The following is a 13,743-nucleotide window of genomic DNA, read 5'->3' as shown; positions in this document are numbered from 1 at the left end:
GGGCGCGGCGCGCCCCCGATCGTGGGCGGAAAATACGCTTCCTTTCGCCGTACATCCATCCGGCATTTTTTGTCTTTTGCGGAATGTTTCACCGCTACGGCCGAACATTACCGGAGACAATGCGGATTGTTCGCGATATCACCGGATGATCAGAGATCAGGCTGCCTTACCGAAATGCTTCTCGCGCGCCATCAGGCACTCGTCATCGCCGGGCATGCAGGTGCGGCAGACGATTGGCCTGATCGCATAGATCTTGCAGCCGACGTGCTCGCCGAGCTTGCCGCCGAGTGCGGAGCAACGATCGTCCTCGCAGCGCATGCCGCCGAGATCGGTCGACACATATTCCGCCGGGATCAGGTCGAGCTCCTCGTCCGTCTCCAGCGAGAAGCGCGGCCAGTCGGCCGAATAGGCGCAGCAGGCGCCGCAGCTCTGGCAATCGAAGATGTCGTCGGAAGCGGAATGGGTCATGCGCCAAACTAGCATGAAGGTCTGCTGTCCGAAATGGCCCTCACGCGATGGTCGCGTCACGGCGGGCAATCTCGTAGTCTTCCGTATGCACCAGCACGCCATCGTCGGTCACGACGGCGATGCCGTAGGCCGCCGGCTCGTCGACAGACAGAGACGTATCGGGTGTGTCGAAGGGCATCGGCTGCTGGTGCACGGGGCTCTTGAAGATCGAGAACGGAATGCCGCGGCTGGAGCCGCTGATCGTGCGGTGCACGTGGCCGGCAAAGATATGCCGCACGTTGCCGTGTCGTTTGACGAGCGCGTAGAACTCCGTCTCGTTGGCGAGCCGGATCATGTCCATGCCGGTAAAGCCCGTTCTGTGTGGCGGATGATGCATGAACAGCAGCGCCGGTTTGTCGCCGGCCTCGGCAAGCTGCCGGTCGAGCCAGGCAAGACGTTTGGCACAGAGCACGCCGACATGGCTGGTGGGATAATCATAGGGCGGCGCAAAGAGCGTATCGAGCAGGATGACGCGGCAATCCGGAAAATCGATCGCCTGCTGCACGAAGCCGTGTTCGTCTGTCGCCGTATCGGCAAAGACGTCGAGGAAGACCTCGCGCCGATCGTGGTTGCCGATGGTTATGGCAACCGGCGGCGTGAGCTGATCGATGAGCCGTTTCAGCCGTTCGTAGGAGGTGCGATCGGCGTAGTGGGTGAGGTCGCCGGTGAAAATCACCCGGTCGGCGTCCGCATGGTAACGGTTGACGTGTTCGATGCCATTGGCCAGGCGCTGGTAGGGATCGAGCCCGATGATCGTCGTGCCTTCGGGCACCATGTGTAGGTCGGTAAAGATGATCAGCTTTGTCATGGAGATCCAGAAGGTTGCGTCGCGGGTGGCCCAAGCTGTCGCGCGGCGTATGACGCGTCAAGCGGCAACTTTGGGGCGACTCTCTCGGAGCTCGGCGGTTCTTCTTGCGGCGGGCCTAGGAAAGCGCTAATGCAAACGCATCTGATATATCAGCTATGATCGCCGCTAGGGCGACGGCAAGCGAATTGGAGAAACTGCATGCGGTGGAAGCGCACAATCCAGTTGCTGGACGTTCATTGCGAGGGTGAGATCGGCAAGGTCGCGATCGGCGGCGTGCCGAAGATCCCGGGAAACTCGATCGCCGAGCAGCTCAACCACATCAACACGGTCGATGACAGCCTGCGCCGGTTCCTGTGCCTGGAGCCGCGCTCCGGTTCGATCGGCTCGGTCAACCTGCTGGTGCCGCCGAAGCGGCCGGAGGCAGACGCCGGCTTCATCATCCTCCAGGCCGACCAGGCGCATGCCATGTCCGGCTCGAACTCGATCTGCGTCACGACGGCGCTGCTCGAATCCGGCATCATCGAAATGAAAGAGCCCGAAACGGTGGTCATGCTCGACACGGCCTCCGGCCTCGTCAAGGCCACTGCGACCTGCCGCGACGGCCGGTGCGAGAAGGTGAAGCTGACGATGGTCCCGTCCTTCGTGCATGAGCTCGACGTCGAGGTCGATACGCCGAAGTGGGGCAAGATCAAGCTCGACCTCTGCTACGGCGGCATCTTCTACGCGCTGGTCGATGTCGGCCAGATCGGCACAACGATCGACAAGGCGAACGCCCGCGAGATCGTCGAAGCGGGCATGATCCTGAAGGATATCGTCAACCGCACCATCCCCGTCGTCCATCCGGAGATCCCGGAAATCAAGGGCGTCGCCTACGTCATGTTCCGCGATGTCGAGGCGGACGGCACGATCCGCACCTGCACGACCATGTGGCCGGGCCGCGTCGACCGCTCGCCTTGCGGCACCGGCAGCTCGGCCAATCTCGCGACGCTGCACGCCCGCGGCAAGGTCAAGGTCGGCGACGTCCTGAAGTCGCGCTCGATCATCGGCTCCGAGTTCGAAGTGGGCCTCGAAGGCGTGACGACCGTCGCCGGCCGCGAGGCGATCATCCCGACGATTGCTGGCCGCGGCTGGACCTTCGGCCTGCACCAGGTGGCGCTCGATCCCTTCGATCCGCTGGCCGACGGCTTTGCGCTGACCGATACCTGGGGACCGCAGGCGGGCGAAATTCGCTAACCCGACCTGCTTTGAAACATGCAGTTCCGAATGAATCGTCGCTTCACACCGTTTCTGGAATTGCCCAAACGAAAACGCGGGCCGAAGATCCCTATGATCTCCGGCCCGCGCGGCCCTTGGGAGGCGTGTTGGATTATTTGATGCGGCTGGTCTTGCCGAGCATGGCCGTCTGCAGGGCGTCGTTGCCGGTAAGTTCCGCGAGCTTGCGTTCGGCGAAGGCGTCACCTTCGTTGGCGGCCTTGCGGAAGATCGCACGGGCGGCCGGGATATCCTTGGCGGTGCCTTCACCGTTCTCGAGCATCAGGCCGAGATTGACCATGGCATCGACATTGCCGCGGTCTGCGGCCAGGCGATAAAGCTTGGCAGCCTTGGCGTTGTCTTCCGGCACCAGCTTGCCTTCGTCCAGGATCACCGCGAGGTTGAAGGCGGCGACGTCGTCGCCGGCGAGCGATGCCCGTTCGAACCATTCGATCGCCAGCTTGCCGTTGACCGGCGTGCCCATGCCGTCGCGGTAGGAGACGCCGAGATTGTAGGCCGCGAGAACGTTGCCGGCAGCAGCGGCCTTCTGGTTCAGCGCGAATTCGGTTGCCGTGTCGCCCTGTTCACCGACGAGAACGGCATAGTTGGTCATCGCCAGCGCGTGGCCATGTTCGGCGGCTTCACCGAGAATGCGCAGCGACTGGGTCTTCTGCCCGGCCTTGTCGAGCACGCGGGCGAGCTGAAATTCGGTGCGGGCGCCGCTCTTCTGGTTGTAGGCCTCGCGGCAGGCCGAAAGCGCCACGCCGATCCTGATGTCTTCGGCGGAAACGGCCGGGAAAGTCTGGTTGCGCTGCAGGTCGAAGATGCTGCCCGCTTCGCGGTCGCAGACTTCGGCGGCGGAGAGATCGGCAGCGCGTGCCGACGGGAGGGCGATCGCGGCCACTGCCAGCAGACTGACGATCGCCAGGAAGAGGGCATTGATGATGCGGGTTCCGGATGTGCTGCGCTTTTCCATGATGCTCTCCCCGTGTCTTCAGGATCAATTTATCGGCGACCGTCACGGAGGGCTGTTACGGCGGGAACAGCCTGGTGGCGAAAGCTCTGGCGAAGTGACGGAGGGACATAGAGAGCCGGGCCCTTGAGCCGGCTTGCATCCGGGAACGCCGGGGCTATCCTCGAAGGTCGCAACGCTCAAACGGGAGAGGGCAATGGAAGATCTGGCAGCGCCAATGCGCAAGATGCTGGTGAGCCGACGCGTTGTCGTCGGCGGCCTGCTGCTGACGGCGGCCGGCGGCGGTGTCGCCACCTCCTGGGCAAGCCCTTCACTTGGCGAGGCAACGGAGGTCCGCGGCGACGTTAGACGGAAGCAGGCGAAAAAGGACGACCCGCTCACGGTCGGTAGCCAGCTCTTCGAGAACGACCGCGTGCGCACGAACGTCGAGAGCTATGCGACCTTGAACCTCGGCACCGATACGCGCGTGCTGCTCGGCGCCGAAACCGAGCTGCTCGTCGACAGCTTCATCGCCGGTCAGGGTGGTACGCTCGAACTCGGAACGGGCCGCATGGTGTTCGATCGGCCCGAGGGCCTGCCCAAGGTCGATGTGGCGGTCCGCACGGCCTTCGGCATGATCGGCGTGCGCGGCACCAAGTTCTTTTGCGGACCGAGCCGGGCCGCATTTGCCGTCTTCGTCGAACATGGGAGCGTTTCGGTCGCGCGTGGCGGCGTGACCCGGATCGTCGCTGCGGGGCAGGGGGTGGAGTTTCATCATCGCGGTGACGCCCCGAGCGAGCCCGTCAACTGGGGTGAGCCGCGCATCAGGGAAGCCTATGCCAGCGTCGGGCTAACGCGTTGAGCCGTCGCTACTCCCGACGAAAAGCGCGCTCCGCGCATTGTGTCCCAGGCTTTGCGGCGCTTTACTCCGAAACCGTGAAAAGCTCCATCGTCGAGAAGCCGCGAATTTCGTGGCTGCCGAGCGGGCGAAGCGGCTGCTTGCTTTCCGCCGCTGCAGCAGGCCCGACGCAGATCGATGTGCCTAGGAACTTGTTCGCCTCCTGAAGCCGCGCCGCCAGATTGATCGCGTCGCCATGGGCGGTGTAGTCGAGCTTGCCGCCGGCGCCGACTTCGCCGACCACCGCCGGTCCGGTCTCGACGCCGATCCGGGTCCTGCCGAAGCTGTTGGCGGCAAACTGCGGGCGTCCCCGCATCTCTTCCGTCAATGCATGGATCGCTCTGGCACACGCGATCGCCCTGTCGACGTGTTCCGGCAGGTCCTCGGGCGCGTTGAAAAAGGCGTGCACGGCATCGCCCACCACCTTGTCGACCATGCCGCCGTGCTCGGCCACCAGCGCGTTGACCTCCGAAAAGTAGATGTCGAGCAAGGCAATGAGGTCCCGCGGCTTCAGTCTCTGCGACAGGGAGGAAAAGCTCTCGATGTCGGTGAAGAGCGCTGTCACCTGCCGTTCCTCGCCGGCCACGCGTGCAAGCCCGGGATTGTCGATATAGCGGGCGACGACCGATTGCGGCAGGTATTGCGAGAATTTCTGCCGTGCCGCCGCTTCCGATCGCCGCACCCGAGCAAATTGCAGGATGCTCGTCACCGCCAGAACGACGGCGAGCGCGACCGAAATGCTGACCGCATCGATAAGCCAGCCACTGGTGTCATAGATGAACGCTGCTGCCGCGACGACGGCGGCGACGGCGATAAGGCCAAGGGCCGCCGATATCAGTGGCCGAAGGCGCGCGGCCGCGAAGGCGAGACCACATCCGGCGACGAGGACCATGGCGGCCTCGGCGAGCGGAAGCCGGCTTTCGCGCTTCGGTATGAAGCCGGTCAGGACCGCGTTGGCGATATCCGCGTGGATCTGCACCGAGGGTTCGAGCGGCATCGAGGCGCTGGGCCGTAAGCCCCCGAGGCTCGGCAGGCTGCTGCCGATGAGTACGAGTTTGCCTGCAAACCGGTCCGCCGCCGCCTTGCCGGACAACACGTCGGCGGCGGAAACGGTGCGGGCGGCGAGCCGGTCCGCAGCACTGGCGACGAAGCGCAGGCTGCCGGTTTCATCGAGCGCGATCACCCGTCCGTCGATGCGCAGCCAGGCCGGTGCGCCGCCGAGGATCGGCGTGCCGGCCCCGCGCATCAGCCGTGTCGCCTCGATCGCCAGCGTCGGATAGGCGTCGTTGCCGAGGATGGCATAGGCCTGCACCCGCCGGATCCGCGCGTCTTCGTCGCCAACGAGAAACGAAGCGGCGGCCGCCTTCGCCCGGTCCATGAACGCGGCACAGGAGGTTTCGGCGCCGTCGAGGAACCAGAGTTCGGGCGGGGCGAAGGGGCGGCTCAGTGCCAGCGGTGGCACCGGACGTGGCCGCTCCTGGATCGTATCGGCAATCAGAAAGCCGAGCACGACGGGGACACGTCCAAGCGCGGAGGCGAGGGCCGCATTGCCGTCGCCGGTCGTGTTGCAATCGGCGCTGAAGACGAAGTCGACCGCCACGGCCTCGGCGCCGGCCGTCGCAAGCCGCGACAGAAGATCGGCGGTTGCCGTCCTGTCCCATTCGCCTGACGGGCGCGATTGATGGGCCTGGCGGTCGATGTCGACCACAATGATGTCAGGCGACTGCGGCGCGGGAATCCACTGTGTCAGGCTGTCGAAGAACAGCTCGCGCTGCGTTTCTAATACCGGCTCGGCGAAGAGATAGAGGGCGACGGCAACCAGCAAGCTCGTCAGGAACCCGCCGGCAAGCGGAGTGAAACGCAATTGCCGGCGCGGCTCAGCGGCCATGCGCGCTAGTCCTCCTCCGGATCGGCGATGCTTTGCAGGCGGCCGACCTTGCAGGCGATGATGCCCTCGTTTCTTCTGATCGCGCCGCTTTCCTCCAGCCACTGGATGGCGCGGTTGACCTTCGGCCGGCTGGCGCCGAGCACACCGGCGATGTCCGTCTGGCTCATGGTCAGCCTTAGATTGGCGCTTTCCGGCAGCTCGTTGCCGTGGATCTGGCGGAGCGTGGCGAGGAAGAAGCGCGCGACGCGGGCATTGAGATCATAGAGCGCGATGGTCTCGAGTCGCTCGGTCGTGTCGCGCAGCTGGGCGCAGAGGAAGCGGATGACGGCCTCGGCCGCTTCCGGCCGGTTGGTGACGATATCGAGGAACGACTTCTTGCCGATGACATACCCTTCCGACGCTGTCATCGCCGTTGCGTCGGCCGACCGCGTCTGGCCATCGAGCACCGCCATCTCGCCGAAGATCGCGCCGGCTTCGTGCTGGCGCAGCATTAGTTCCCGGCCTTGCGGCGTGATCAGCGACAGCTTGATGCGCCCGGAAATGACGACAATCATGTAATTGCCTTCGTCGCCACGCTGGAAGATTACGGTGCCGGCCGGCCACTTCCTGTAGGTCGCGATGTCGGCAAGCTCGGCAATGGCATTCTTGTCGAATTCTTCAAAGATCGGAAACGAGCGCCAGAAAGTCGGGCTCCTGTTGATTTCGTTCATGACATGCCCCCGCGCGGCGTCCCCTGCCGCGCCGAAATTCTTCGCCCAGCCGCCTCGTCCTTGCAATAGAAAAGAACGATGTGCCGACGATGTAGTTCCGTGTTTGTCTGCGGATAAGTCAGAAAGCGCCAAGCTCGGAGGTTGACGATGCCGGCTGGTCGTTTCATTTTCTTGAACGATCTGTCGCTCTCGGAGCGGCTAGATGAATTTCAAAATGCTGATACTTCTGTTGCCAACAACCGTTTCTCACAGGAGCCTCGCATGCCTCAGAATGTTGTCGTCCTCATCGGACGCGTCCTCCTCTCTATCATGTTCATCATGTCCGGTTTCAGCAAGCTGATGGATCCGTCGGGCACGGCCCAGATGATCACCGGCGCTGGCTGGCCGGCACCGACCGCACTCGCTTACCTTGCCGGCCTCTTCGAACTCGTCGCCGGTCTTGCCGTTCTCGTCGGCTTCCAGACGAAGATTGCCGCCTATCTGCTTGCGGCGTTCAGCCTTATCACCGCTTTCGCCTTCCACAGCGGAGCGATCAACATCCCGAACTTCCCGCCGGAAGCCAACGGCCTGCTGACCGTCTTCAACGGCCTGATGATGATGAAGAATATCGCGATCGCCGGTGGTTTCCTCGTGCTCGCCGTCTTCGGCCCCGGCGCTCTGTCGGTCGACAAGCGCGGCGCCTGAGACCGAACATGCCGCGCGTTGGGATCAACGCACAAGGCATACTCTGGTTTACCGCAGTAACATCAAGCCCGTCGCTCGTTCGGCGGGCTTCTTGCATTTCAGGGATAAATCACGCCCTTGCGCAGAATGACGTTGCCGTAGAGCCTGGGCTCGCTCGTCTGGACGACCGTGTGGGCGGCTCTTACGCGCGGGTAAAAATCCGCTCCGAGCAAGGGCACGACACGGCGGCCGGGCTCGTGCCGGGCGCAGCACGCGACGATCTCCTGATGCACCGGGTCCAGCGCCTCCCTGTCCTGTTTGACGGTGGCGCGGAAGATCGCTTCGGGCACGAAATCGTCGATTGGCAAAACGCTGAGGATGGCGTCGAGCACCGGGATCAGCGGGTGCCCGTCGAGCCGGACGAGACGGCGTGCATGTTCCTGGCCCGGATAGTTGCCGTCGACCAGCGCGATTTCATCGCCGTGCCCCATCGCCCGGAGCGTTGCGAGCAACTCGGGACTGAGGATCGGGTTTAGTCCTTTCAGCATCAGCCGAGCTCCTTGAAGAGGACATTGGTGTCGAGCAGATAGCGGGAGAAGAGCGGCAGGCTGGCGCCGCCGATGGCGCGCGCGTGGCTACCAACCAGGCCTTCCACCAGTTCAGGGATGGTAACGCCCTGGAGGTCGAGCTCGTAGAGCGCCCTGCGGGTGGCGGCGAGCAACCGGGCCCGGACCCAGGGTGGGAAGCCGCCGTCGATGACAACGGCCGAGAAGTCGACGATCGAGACGGCCGACACGACAGCCTGGGCAAGCGCCGCGCCACAGTCGTCGATCCAGATGTCGAGCGGTTCGCCGAAGTCGATCCAGTCGTCAGCCGAGTACCAGAGCGGCCGCGGGTCGATGCCGCGTTCGCGCAGCAGATTTTCGAGCACGAAGACCGAGGCGATCTTGAGGAGCTGGATGGTCCTGCCGTCCTTGCCCGAGACCGGCAGGGGGCCGATGGCGCCAGCCGTTCCGGTACGCCCGGAGAAGAGCGCCGAGTTCAGGACGACGCCGCCGCCGATGAACGAGCCGATATAGAAATAGACGAAGTCCGGGTAGATGGCGCCGACGCCGAAGGCGAGCTCGGCGCCGCAGGCGCTGGTGCCGTCGTTCTGCAGGAAGACCGGATAGGTGGTGCGGGCCGAGATTGCCGCCTGCAGATCGATGTCGCGCCACTTGTTCATTTCTTCCCGCGGCGCGCCCACTTCCTCCGCCCAGTTCCACAGTTCGAAGGGCGTGGCGATGCCGATGCCGGCGATCCGCTTGCGCTGATCGGGGTTGAGTTGCTGTTCGAGCTTCGCCATGCCGGAAATGATGAAATCGACGAGATCGCCGGGCAGCGGATAGGCATGCACATGATGCAGATGCAGCCGGATGGTGCCGACGAAATCCATCAGCACGAGATCGGCGCTGCGCCGGCCGATTTTCACGCCGAAGGAAAAGACCGCGTCCGGATTGAGCCGCATCGGTGTCGATGGTTGTCCAACCTTGCCGCGAACGGGATCGCCCTTGACCAGCAGGCCGTCGCTTTCCAGCGCCCGCATGATCACCGATACGGTCTGCGCCGAAAGGCCGGAACGCCGGGCGATATCGGCTTTGGAGAGGCCGCCGTGACGCCTGACCAGCGACATGACCAGGCGCTCGTTATAGGCGCGCACGCGCGTCTGGTTGGCCCCGCCGCTAGGGTCAATGACCTCAGGTTGCATCGGTCCCCGATCAGGACCGTCTGTCAGTGACATGCCACCGTCTCCTCCCGTTGGCATTAGATCACGATGGTTCAGGGTCGGATCGACCCAAAACCATAGACGTGATCGCTTCTCAAAAGCTGGAGCGGGATCAGGCGGAAAACCGCATGCACTTTTCCTCATTCCGCTCTGGTGCCCGCTTGGCGCAGGTCTGTTGTTTCCGCTTGCTGTGACTCTGTCAATTTGTCTGACGCTCCGCTTCTCGGACGGAGCGTCGTCATCCCAAGAATGCCACATCGAAATAATAATTCAATTTGATTTATTTATTGACACCCCGGAATTTTAATGTTTGTTTTTGTCTCGGAAGCGTCGATTGCAACGGAGGAAAATGTTGCTGTCGCGTGGCCTGGGGGCGGTCCGCCGACCCGATTTTCAATCCTTGGGAGGATTTCATGAAGAAGACTGTTCTTTCCGCTGCTTTCGGCGCGCTGTCCCTTGGCGTCGTTTTCGCCGCGCCGGCACAGGCTGCTGATGTCGGCGCCTGCCTCATTACCAAGACCGACACCAACCCCTTCTTCGTCAAGATGAAGGAGGGTGCTACCGCCAAGGCGCAGGAACTCGGCGTGACGCTGAAGGCCTATGCCGGCAAGATCGACGGCGACCACGACAGCCAGGTGGCTGCAATCGAATCCTGCATCGCCGATGGCGCCAAGGGCATCCTGATCGCCGCCTCCGACACCAAGGCGATCGTCGATCAGGTGAAGAAGGCGCAGGACGCTGGTCTGCTCGTGATCGCGCTCGATACACCGCTCGATCCGCCGACCGCTGCCGACGCGACGTTTGCAACCGACAACCTGCTCGCCGGCAAGCTGATCGGCCAATGGGCCGTCGCCACCATGGGCGAGGGTGCCAAGACCGCCAAGATCGGCTTCCTCGATCTACTTCCGTCGCAGCCGACGGTCGACGTCCTGCGCGACCAGGGCTTCATGATGGGCTTCGGCATCGACACGAAGGATCCGAACAAGATCGGCGACGAAGATGATCCGCGCATCGTCGGCCACGACGTCACCAACGGCAACGAAGAAGGTGGCCGCAAGGCGATGGAAAACCTTCTGCAGAAGGATCCCGACATCAACGTGATCCACACCATCAACGAGCCGGCCGCCGTTGGCGCCTATCAGGCGCTGAAGGCCGTCGGCAAGGAGAAGGACGTGCTGATCGTCTCTGTCGACGGCGGTTGCCCGGGCGTCAAGTCGGTCGCTGAAGGTGTCATCGGCGCCACCTCGCAGCAATATCCGCTGATGATGGCGGCCCTCGGCATCGAGGCGATCAAGAAGTTCGCCGATACCGGTGAAAAGCCGAAGCCGACGGAAGGCAAGGACTTCTTCGACACCGGCGTTTCGCTCGTCACCGACAAGCCGGCTGCCGGTGTCGAATCGATCGACACCAAGGTCGGCACGGAGAAGTGCTGGGGCTGATCGCCTTTGCTCTTCGAACGCATGAGCCATTAACGGAAGGGCGGCCCCGGCCGCCCTTCGCGTAAGCGCCGATGTCTTTGACACGGCGATGAAAACCGCGCAGCTTCTTAAGAGTGCTTATGCCCGCGTCTTTGTGGGCGGGCTGTGCACGACTGCATCGCAACCCCTTGGGAGCGGGGTTCACGGGAGGAAGGTCCATGGGCGAGCCCAACACAGCCGCACAACCATCCCAGGAATTCGAAAAAGTCCTGGTCAACAGTTCGACGCAGGTCGCGTCGTTCGATACGCATGACAAGACCGCGATCCAGAAGATCCAGCATTTCCTGCATTCGACGCCGGCGGCCGTGCCGTTCATCGTGCTTGTCGCAGCAATTCTGATCTTCGGCATTGCCATCGGCGGGAAGTTCTTCTCGTCCTACACGCTGACCCTCATCCTCCAGCAGATCGCCATCGTCGGTATCCTCGGCGCCGCGCAGACCCTGGTGATCCTGACCGCCGGTATCGATCTTTCGATCGGGGTGATCATGGTGCTTTCGGCGGTCATCATGGGCAACTGCGCCGTGACCTATGGGCTTCCGGCACCGATCGCGATCTTCCTCGGCTTCGTCGTCGGCGGCGCCTGCGGCTTTCTCAACGGCTTCCTCGTCTCCAGGGTCAAGCTTCCGCCGTTCATCGTCACGCTCGGCACCTGGTACGTGATCATGTCGACGAACTTCATCTATTCGGCCAATGCGACGATCCGCGAGGCCGATGTGACGGCCGTCACCCAGATGCTCCACGTCTTCGGTGTCAGCTTCAAGGTGGGCTCCGCTGTGTTCACGCTCGGTGTGGTGATGATGGTCTTGCTGGTCTTCGGCCTCTGGTATGCGCTCAATCACACGGCCTGGGGGCGTCATCTTTACGCTGTCGGCGACGATCCGGAAGCGGCCAAGCTCTCCGGTATCCGCACCAGCCGCGTCCTGCTCAGCGCCTATACACTGGCCGGGCTGATCGCCGCACTCGCCGCCTGGGTCTCGATCGGCCGCAATGGTTCGATCTCGCCGTCGGCAGCCGTCACCGACTACAATCTGCAGGCCATCACAGCAGCCGTGATCGGCGGCATCTCGCTCTTCGGCGGACGTGGGTCGATCCTTGGAACCCTGATCGGCGCGATGATCGTCGGCGTCGTCTCCATGGGCCTCAACATGCTGGGCGCTGACCCGCAATGGAAGGTCTTCCTCACCGGCGTGCTGATCATCACCGCCGTCGCCATCGACCAGTGGATCAGAAAGGTAGCTGCCTGATGACACAGGAACCCATTCTCACAGCCCGCGGCCTCGTCAAGCGCTACGGTCGCGTGACCGCCCTCGACTATGCCGACTTCGACCTCTATCCCGGCGAGATCCTCGCCGTGATCGGCGACAACGGTGCCGGCAAGTCCTCGATGATCAAGGCGATATCGGGCGCCGTCACGCCCGATGAGGGTGAGATCATGCTCGAGGGCCAGCCAGTCCACTTCCGCTCGCCGATGGATGCACGCTCGGCCGGCATCGAGACGGTCTACCAGAACCTGGCGCTGTCGCCGGCGCTGTCGATCGCCGACAACATGTTTCTCGGCCGCGAGATTCGCAAGCCGGGCATCATGGGCAAGCTCTTCCGCACGCTCGACCGTGGGGAGATGGAGAAGCGGGCACGGGCAAAGCTGTCCGAGCTCGGTCTGATGACCATCCAGAACATCAACCAGGCGGTGGAAACGCTTTCGGGCGGCCAGCGCCAGGGTGTGGCCGTGGCGCGCGCCGCAGCCTTCGGGTCCAAGGTGGTGATCATGGACGAGCCGACGGCAGCACTTGGTGTCAAGGAAAGCCGGCGGGTGCTGGAGCTGATCCTCGACGTGCGTTCCCGCGGTCTGCCGATCGTGCTGATCTCGCACAACATGCCGCATGTGTTCGAGGTGGCTGACAGAATCCATGTCCATCGTCTCGGCAAACGGCTATGCGTCATCAATCCGAAGGAGCACACGATGTCGGATGCTGTCGCCTTCATGACCGGGGCGAAGGAGCCGCCGCGCGAAGCGCTCGCGGCATGAACGTCGAGCCGATCGCCAACGAAATCCTGAAACGGGCGGCTGGTGCTGCCCGTTTCGTCGTCGCCATTGCCGGCCCTCCGGGTGCCGGCAAGTCGACGCTGTCGGACGCGCTCGCCGAGGCCCTGGTCGCCCGCGGCGAAAAGGCGGCGGTGCTGCCAATGGACGGCTTCCACATGGACAATGCCGTCCTGGAAGAAAAGGGCCTGCTCCCTCGCAAGGGCGCGCCGGAAACGTTTGACGTTAGGGCGTTCCTGTCGACGGTTCAGGCGGTCCGCGCCAATGACGGCGAGGTGCTTGTTCCGGTTTTCGACCGGTCGCGGGAATTGGCGATCGCCTCGGCCCGGATCGTTGCGCCCGAAACACGCATGGTTCTCGTGGAGGGCAACTATCTGCTTCTCGACGAGGCCCCCTGGAACAAGCTCGCGGGTGCCTTCGATTTCTCCATCTTTATCAACCCGGGGATCGAGGAGCTGGAGCGGCGTCTTTTGAAACGCTGGTACGATCACGGTTACGAGGAGGAGGCGGCGAAGCGGAAAGCCCACGGCAACGACATCCCCAACGCGCATCGCGTCGTCGAGCACCAGCGACGCGCAGATCTCGTGCTTGCGGATTTCTGATCGATGGTCGGATTGCGGATTGTGTTTCCTGGCGCATTGGTGTTATCGAGACGCGGTTCCACCACATGAGTAACCGCCCGCCACCCGCACCTGCCGGCTGCAAAGCCGCGCGCGCGGATCGGGCGCGAGCAGAGCGGGATGAGTGTAAGCGGTTTCCGCCTGCATTCCGTTCTGAGCTAG

At 63.4% G+C, this 13,743-nt stretch carries 14 protein-coding genes and 1 pseudogene; 7 read left to right on the top strand and 8 right to left on the bottom strand.

The window, feature by feature from the left end; all coding sequences use genetic code 11:
- Nucleotides 1-156: 156 nt before the first annotated feature.
- Both ACTJKE_RS17500 and spdA read right to left on the bottom strand, forming a co-directional pair.
- Entirely contained in the window at nucleotides 157-483 is a 327-nt protein-coding gene (locus ACTJKE_RS17500) for a YkgJ family cysteine cluster protein (protein ID WP_440635215.1), read from the bottom strand.
- 25 nt (nucleotides 484-508) lie between these two features.
- Complete coding sequence (spdA, locus tag ACTJKE_RS17495; protein WP_058329068.1) at nucleotides 509-1,315, bottom strand: 2', 3'cyclic nucleotide phosphodiesterase SpdA; 807 nt, start codon at nucleotides 1,313-1,315, stop codon at nucleotides 509-511.
- 198 nt (nucleotides 1,316-1,513) lie between these two features.
- Between spdA and ACTJKE_RS17490 the strand changes: the two genes are divergently transcribed.
- A complete protein-coding gene (locus ACTJKE_RS17490; protein ID WP_034797259.1) occupies nucleotides 1,514-2,548 on the top strand; it encodes a proline racemase family protein in 1,035 nt (344 codons plus the stop codon).
- A gap of 133 nt (nucleotides 2,549-2,681) precedes the next feature.
- On the opposite strand, the gene ACTJKE_RS17485 is transcribed toward ACTJKE_RS17490, so the two are convergent.
- Complete coding sequence (locus tag ACTJKE_RS17485; protein ID WP_306341304.1) at nucleotides 2,682-3,020, bottom strand: tetratricopeptide repeat protein; 339 nt, start codon at nucleotides 3,018-3,020, stop codon at nucleotides 2,682-2,684.
- Nucleotides 2,997-3,542 (bottom strand): annotated as a pseudogene (locus ACTJKE_RS17480) (sel1 repeat family protein); the annotation flags it as partial. The gene ACTJKE_RS17485 and the pseudogene ACTJKE_RS17480, both read right to left, overlap by 24 nt.
- A gap of 214 nt (nucleotides 3,543-3,756) precedes the next feature.
- Here ACTJKE_RS17480 and ACTJKE_RS17475 point away from each other — a divergent pair.
- The gene (locus ACTJKE_RS17475) at nucleotides 3,757-4,380 is read left to right on the top strand and encodes a FecR family protein (protein WP_058323708.1); all 624 of its coding nucleotides are present in this window, start codon (nucleotides 3,757-3,759) and stop codon (nucleotides 4,378-4,380) included.
- A 61-nt stretch (nucleotides 4,381-4,441) separates the two neighbouring features.
- On the opposite strand, the gene ACTJKE_RS17470 is transcribed toward ACTJKE_RS17475, so the two are convergent.
- Both ACTJKE_RS17470 and ACTJKE_RS17465 read right to left on the bottom strand, forming a co-directional pair.
- On the bottom strand, nucleotides 4,442-6,304 hold the full coding sequence (locus ACTJKE_RS17470; protein ID WP_058329067.1) for a CHASE2 domain-containing protein: 1,863 nt from the start codon (nucleotides 6,302-6,304) through the stop codon (nucleotides 4,442-4,444).
- 5 nt (nucleotides 6,305-6,309) lie between these two features.
- On the bottom strand, nucleotides 6,310-7,014 hold the full coding sequence (locus ACTJKE_RS17465) for a Crp/Fnr family transcriptional regulator (protein ID WP_058323618.1): 705 nt from the start codon (nucleotides 7,012-7,014) through the stop codon (nucleotides 6,310-6,312).
- A gap of 261 nt (nucleotides 7,015-7,275) precedes the next feature.
- On the opposite strand from ACTJKE_RS17465, the gene ACTJKE_RS17460 reads away from it, so the two are divergent.
- On the top strand, nucleotides 7,276-7,698 hold the full coding sequence (locus ACTJKE_RS17460) for a DoxX family protein (RefSeq protein ID WP_057248255.1): 423 nt from the start codon (nucleotides 7,276-7,278) through the stop codon (nucleotides 7,696-7,698).
- A gap of 98 nt (nucleotides 7,699-7,796) precedes the next feature.
- Here ACTJKE_RS17460 and ACTJKE_RS17455 read toward each other — a convergent pair whose 3' ends face one another.
- The gene (locus ACTJKE_RS17455; RefSeq protein ID WP_057248068.1) at nucleotides 7,797-8,225 is read right to left on the bottom strand and encodes an RbsD/FucU family protein; all 429 of its coding nucleotides are present in this window, start codon (nucleotides 8,223-8,225) and stop codon (nucleotides 7,797-7,799) included.
- On the bottom strand, nucleotides 8,225-9,457 hold the full coding sequence (locus ACTJKE_RS17450; protein ID WP_057248069.1) for an ROK family transcriptional regulator: 1,233 nt from the start codon (nucleotides 9,455-9,457) through the stop codon (nucleotides 8,225-8,227). Before ACTJKE_RS17450 ends, ACTJKE_RS17455 begins: the two co-directional genes overlap by 1 nt.
- Nucleotides 9,458-9,855: 398 nt before the next feature.
- Between ACTJKE_RS17450 and ACTJKE_RS17445 the strand changes: the two genes are divergently transcribed.
- From ACTJKE_RS17445 to ACTJKE_RS17430, 4 genes are all read left to right on the top strand, one after another.
- Complete coding sequence (locus ACTJKE_RS17445) at nucleotides 9,856-10,881, top strand: sugar ABC transporter substrate-binding protein (protein WP_057248256.1); 1,026 nt, start codon at nucleotides 9,856-9,858, stop codon at nucleotides 10,879-10,881.
- Nucleotides 10,882-11,078: 197 nt separating this feature from the next.
- Nucleotides 11,079-12,164, top strand: a complete 1,086-nt coding sequence (locus tag ACTJKE_RS17440; protein ID WP_057248070.1) for an ABC transporter permease — start codon at nucleotides 11,079-11,081, stop codon at nucleotides 12,162-12,164.
- Nucleotides 12,164-12,946, top strand: a complete 783-nt coding sequence (locus ACTJKE_RS17435) for an ATP-binding cassette domain-containing protein (protein WP_057248071.1) — start codon at nucleotides 12,164-12,166, stop codon at nucleotides 12,944-12,946. Before ACTJKE_RS17440 ends, ACTJKE_RS17435 begins: the two co-directional genes overlap by 1 nt.
- Complete coding sequence (locus ACTJKE_RS17430) at nucleotides 12,943-13,563, top strand: nucleoside triphosphate hydrolase (RefSeq protein ID WP_057248072.1); 621 nt, start codon at nucleotides 12,943-12,945, stop codon at nucleotides 13,561-13,563. The genes ACTJKE_RS17435 and ACTJKE_RS17430 overlap by 4 nt, the downstream gene beginning before the upstream one ends.
- Nucleotides 13,564-13,743 lie beyond the last annotated feature (180 nt).

The organism is Ensifer sp. 22521 (assembly GCF_052044795.1).
In the GTDB taxonomy this organism is placed as follows: domain Bacteria; phylum Pseudomonadota; class Alphaproteobacteria; order Rhizobiales; family Rhizobiaceae; genus Ensifer.
The sequence above is the reverse complement of the archived record's forward strand: the minus strand, read 5'-3'. Positions and strand labels throughout refer to the sequence as shown.

What these genes read in the sequence shown, in the direction of transcription:
- ACTJKE_RS17500 (WP_440635215.1), bottom strand. Translation starts at nt 483, where the DNA reads ATGCTAGTTTGGCGCATGACCCATTCCGCTTCCGACGACATCTTCGAT.
- spdA (WP_058329068.1), bottom strand. Translation starts at nt 1,315, where the DNA reads ATGACAAAGCTGATCATCTTTACCGACCTACACATGGTGCCCGAAGGC.
- ACTJKE_RS17490 (WP_034797259.1), top strand. Translation starts at nt 1,514, where the DNA reads ATGCGGTGGAAGCGCACAATCCAGTTGCTGGACGTTCATTGCGAGGGT.
- ACTJKE_RS17475 (WP_058323708.1), top strand. Translation starts at nt 3,757, where the DNA reads ATGCGCAAGATGCTGGTGAGCCGACGCGTTGTCGTCGGCGGCCTGCTG.
- ACTJKE_RS17470 (WP_058329067.1), bottom strand. Translation starts at nt 6,304, where the DNA reads ATGGCCGCTGAGCCGCGCCGGCAATTGCGTTTCACTCCGCTTGCCGGC.
- ACTJKE_RS17465 (WP_058323618.1), bottom strand. Translation starts at nt 7,014, where the DNA reads ATGAACGAAATCAACAGGAGCCCGACTTTCTGGCGCTCGTTTCCGATC.
- ACTJKE_RS17460 (WP_057248255.1), top strand. Translation starts at nt 7,276, where the DNA reads ATGCCTCAGAATGTTGTCGTCCTCATCGGACGCGTCCTCCTCTCTATC.
- ACTJKE_RS17455 (WP_057248068.1), bottom strand. Translation starts at nt 8,225, where the DNA reads ATGCTGAAAGGACTAAACCCGATCCTCAGTCCCGAGTTGCTCGCAACG.
- ACTJKE_RS17450 (WP_057248069.1), bottom strand. Translation starts at nt 9,457, where the DNA reads ATGTCACTGACAGACGGTCCTGATCGGGGACCGATGCAACCTGAGGTC.
- ACTJKE_RS17445 (WP_057248256.1), top strand. Translation starts at nt 9,856, where the DNA reads ATGAAGAAGACTGTTCTTTCCGCTGCTTTCGGCGCGCTGTCCCTTGGC.
- ACTJKE_RS17440 (WP_057248070.1), top strand. Translation starts at nt 11,079, where the DNA reads ATGGGCGAGCCCAACACAGCCGCACAACCATCCCAGGAATTCGAAAAA.
- ACTJKE_RS17435 (WP_057248071.1), top strand. Translation starts at nt 12,164, where the DNA reads ATGACACAGGAACCCATTCTCACAGCCCGCGGCCTCGTCAAGCGCTAC.
- ACTJKE_RS17430 (WP_057248072.1), top strand. Translation starts at nt 12,943, where the DNA reads ATGAACGTCGAGCCGATCGCCAACGAAATCCTGAAACGGGCGGCTGGT.